We start from the raw sequence: 3608 nt of genomic DNA, 5'->3' as shown, positions 1-3608 counted from the left end.
AGGAGAGGCTCACCGCCGGCTCGTCGGGCGGCTCGGCGGGGTCCACGTAGACGAAGCGGGTGGCGCCAATCTCCAGCTCGTCGCCGTCCTTGAGCGCCTTGCGGTTGACCCGCTTCTTGTTGACCTTGATGCCGTTGCGGCTGCCCAGGTCCTCCACGTGCGTGCCGGACCAGTCGCGGCGCACCTTGGCGTGCTTGCGGGAGACGAGGTCGTCCTTGAGGATGACGTCGGCTTCCTTCTCGTCGCGGCCGAAGACGTGCTCCTGGGCCTCGGAGATTTCGATGCGCTGGCCCTCGCGTGGGCCGTTCATGTAGCGCAGGAAGCGCTCCTCGCCGCCGGCGAGGCCGCGCATCGCGTCCTTCAAGGCGCCGCGCGCGAGGAAGGACGTCTTGTCGCTGACGTCCGGGGCGATCTCCACGACCTTGTCGAAGCGGACGTCGTACTGCGCGATGGCGATGACGTCGCCGTTGCGCAGCAGTTCCTTCTCTCCCTTGGGGAGCGCCTTGCCGTTGATCTTCGTGCCGTAGGCGCTGCCCAGATCCTCCAGGAAGTAGAGGGTGCCCTCCTGGATGATGCGCGCGTGGTTGCGCGACACCGCCTGCTGCGGAAGCACCACCTGGCAGGTCTTGTCCCGCCCCAGGGTGATGACGGAGTCGTCGAGGACGACCTCTTTGCCCGAGGCGCCACCGGCCTCGCTGCGCTGTGTGACGGTCAGACGGACGCTCATCGCGTGTGTCGCTACCCGAAGGGACGGCTAGAACGAGTCGTTGGCCAGGAATCTCTCACACGTCGTGTACTCGGTGGGGAATTCCTCGGAGGTTCCAAACTTCATGAAGTTCTTGCACGCCGTCTGCGCGTGGGTCTGCTTGTGGGCCTCGTTGAAGATCTGGAAGAGGCCGAAGTGGCAGGGCGCGAACTTGGCGTCCAGCTTCACGCACTTGCGGTAGGCGGCCTCCTCCTCCGTGAGCAGGCCCTTCTCGCGGTACTGGCGCGCGAGCAGGTACATGGCCGGGGCGCTGTTCTCCGCCGTCTGGGTGTCCTTCAGCTCCTTGAGGGCGGAGTCGGTGAGGGCCACCTTGCGCTGGGCGACGGCGAGGTTGTTCAGACAGCTGGAGTTCTTCTCATCCAGACGGGCACAGTTGCCAAAGGCCTCGCGGGCCTCCGCGAAGCGGCTCTGTTCCATGAGGACGGTGCCCAGGTCGTGCCACACCTCCGCGGAGTCCGGGGTGAGCTGGGCGGCCTGGGAGATGTGCTCGAAGGCCGTCTCCAGGTCCTTGTCCTCGTAGGCCATGATGCCGAGGTTGTGGTGGGCGTTGGCCACGTTGGGGTTGACCGCGAGCAGCGTGTCGAACTCCTTCTTGGCCTCCTTCGTCTTGCCCATCTTCATGAAGGTGAGGCCCAGGTCGTAGCGCGACTCCAGGTTGTCCGGGTTCACCTGCAGGGCGCGCTTGAAGTTGTCGTGGGCCTTTCCGTAGGCGCCTTCCTCCAGATAGAGGACACCCAGGTTCTGGTAGGCCTGCAGGTGCTCCTGGTTGTAGCGCAGGGCCTTGATGAAGAACTCCTTCGCCTTGCCCTTGTTGCCCGAGTACATGGCGATGAGGCCCTTGTTGGCCCACAGGTCCGCGTACTGGGGGGAGAACTCCAGGCCCAGGTTGCAGTAGGTCTCCGCCTTCTGCAGATCCCCGTTGGCCATCTCCTGCGCGCACAGCTCATTGTTGATGAGCGCCCGCTCGTGCGGGGGAGGCGTGGTGAGACAGGCGGTGGTGGAGAGGGAGGCGGCGGCGGTCAGCGTGAGGACGAGGCGGCGAAGACGCATGGCCGGCCGAGTGTAGGAGAGCGCCACCCCGTGAGGCAACGCCGGCCTTCCGCTGAATCAGCGCTGTTTTCCATGGGTTAGGCCGGCTGTAGAGTGCGCCGCCATGCGTACCTACCTTTGTGCTTTCGGCTTGCTCGCCGCCCTGCTGGGCGCGGCTCCTGCTCACGCGCAGTTCTCCAACCGGAGTCTGGGCCTGTCGCTGGGCTACATGGACTTCAAGCGCACCGCGGGGCTCGCGGGTACGCCGTTCATCGGCCTGGAGGGCAGCCTCTACATCGAGAACGGCTTCGAGGTCGTCTCGCTGTCGAAGCTGATGTTCCCCAAGGACACCTTCGCCACGCCGGAGAAGCGCGTGGTGGGCCTGGCGCCGTCGCTGGGCATCCGCTACCTCCTGCTGGAGGAGAACATCCGCCCGTACATCGGCACGGACGTGAGCTACCTCATCGTCTTCAAGGAGACGACCAGCAACTTCGTGGGCATCGGGCCCAACGCGGGCGTGGACTTCTTCCTCAGCGACTCGGTGAGCCTGGGCGTGCGCGCGCAGTACAACTTCTACATCGCGCTCAACGAGGATACGCAGACGTCGCTGACGGGCTCCGTGGGCCTGGCGACGTACTTCTAGGTCCGGACGTCGGACGCCCCGGGCGTGCTCCCGGGGCGGGCAGCAGGGCGGCGGCCACGAGCAGCGTCCACTTCTCATCCGAGAGGTGGGCGGGCTTCTCCATGGCCAGCGAGTCCTGGAGCCGGGCGCCCAGCGCGGAGAACAGCGTGAGCCGGGCCTCCAGCCGCAGCTCCTCGCGGCGCAGGGCCGCGGAGAGCACCAGCTCCCGCTCCTCGGTGGACAGCCGCTTCACGCGCGAGACGAACAGCGGATCCGCCAGCAGGCCCTCCTCGCCCCGGGTCTCCAGGGCGGAGGGCACCTTCAGGCGCCGCTCTCGCACGACGATGGTGCCGGCCAGCAGGTCCCCCAACCGCTGGTGGGAGCGCGACACGAGCGCCACGGAGCCGCCCACGAGGTAGAGCAGCGGCAGCCGGTCCACCACGCGCGCCAGGTTGCGCAGGGCCGCGTGGTAGAAGCCGATGCGCACGCCGCTCTCCTGGATGACCCGGAGGGACATCACGCGCTTGCCCACCGTCTGGCCCGCCCACGCGGTCTCCAGGGTGATGCCGTAGCCCCAGTCCACCAGGAAGTAGACGACGATGCCCAGCGCGCTGGCGAACCCCGGGAACGCGGCCATGCCCACCTGGAACACCAGCAGCACGACCATCGCGGTGAAGCCGACGATGAGCGCGTCCAGCAGCCACGCGAGGAAGCGCGAGTACACGCCCGCGAGAGTGAAGCGGAACTCCACGTACTCCGGGGTCAGCACCGTGTGGGTGCCGTCGAGCAGGGTGTCAGGGGTGGGCGTCACGGCGCCGGAGTGTACGCCACGCGGACCGCGGAGAGCAGGCGGGCGGGCATCCCCGGCCAGGGGGCAGATGCGGGCGGGCCTTGAAGAGTGTTATTCGTGAATAGCGGGCTCCCACGTTATCCTGTCCGCATTCCCGCGCCCGTGGCCTCTTCCGAACCCTCATCCTGGAACCGCCGCGTCCTGCCGGCGGGTGCGTTCCAGTTCGCGCTCATCGCCGGGGTGACGCAGCTCAAGACGGCCGCGAACGCGCTGGTGTTGTCGCGCTTCGAGTCCCAGGCGCTGCCGTACCTCTACCTCCTGGGTGCGCTGATGACGGCGTCGCTGACGCTGCTGCCGCGCGGCCGCCCGGACGGGCCCACCGAGTCCCCGGGCATCCTCAC

At 67.5% G+C, this 3608-nt stretch carries 5 protein-coding genes; 2 read left to right on the top strand and 3 right to left on the bottom strand.

Annotated elements, in window-relative coordinates; translation table 11 throughout:
- Positions 1 to 727 (bottom strand): FHA domain-containing protein (locus tag D7W79_RS40125; protein ID WP_147442305.1); only part of this gene is annotated, 727 nt, incomplete at its 3' end.
- 27 nt (positions 728 to 754) lie between these two features.
- A complete protein-coding gene (locus tag D7W79_RS40120) occupies positions 755 to 1816 on the bottom strand; it encodes a tetratricopeptide repeat protein (RefSeq protein WP_171439030.1) in 1062 nt (353 codons plus the stop codon).
- 103 nt (positions 1817 to 1919) lie between these two features.
- Here D7W79_RS40120 and D7W79_RS40115 point away from each other — a divergent pair, with 103 nt between their 5' ends.
- Positions 1920 to 2438, top strand: coding sequence for an outer membrane beta-barrel protein (locus D7W79_RS40115; protein WP_120530482.1), 519 nt, complete (start codon positions 1920 to 1922; stop codon positions 2436 to 2438).
- Here D7W79_RS40115 and D7W79_RS40110 read toward each other — a convergent pair.
- Positions 2380 to 3228, bottom strand: coding sequence for an RDD family protein (locus tag D7W79_RS40110; RefSeq protein WP_120530481.1), 849 nt, complete (start codon positions 3226 to 3228; stop codon positions 2380 to 2382). The two genes, D7W79_RS40115 and D7W79_RS40110, sit on opposite strands and share 59 nt — an antisense overlap.
- A 141-nt stretch (positions 3229 to 3369) precedes the next feature.
- Between D7W79_RS40110 and D7W79_RS40105 the strand changes: the two genes are divergently transcribed.
- Positions 3370 to 3608 (top strand): hypothetical protein (locus D7W79_RS40105; RefSeq protein WP_147442304.1); only part of this gene is annotated, 239 nt, incomplete at its 3' end.

Source organism: Corallococcus exercitus, assembly GCF_003611585.1.
Classification (GTDB): Bacteria; Myxococcota; Myxococcia; order Myxococcales; family Myxococcaceae; genus Corallococcus; species Corallococcus exercitus.
Note: the sequence above shows the minus strand (reverse complement) of the source record. Positions and strands in the feature narration are given on the sequence as shown.

What these genes read in the sequence shown, in the direction of transcription:
- D7W79_RS40120 (WP_171439030.1), bottom strand. Translation starts at nt 1,816, where the DNA reads ATGCGTCTTCGCCGCCTCGTCCTCACGCTGACCGCCGCCGCCTCCCTC.
- D7W79_RS40115 (WP_120530482.1), top strand. Translation starts at nt 1,920, where the DNA reads ATGCGTACCTACCTTTGTGCTTTCGGCTTGCTCGCCGCCCTGCTGGGC.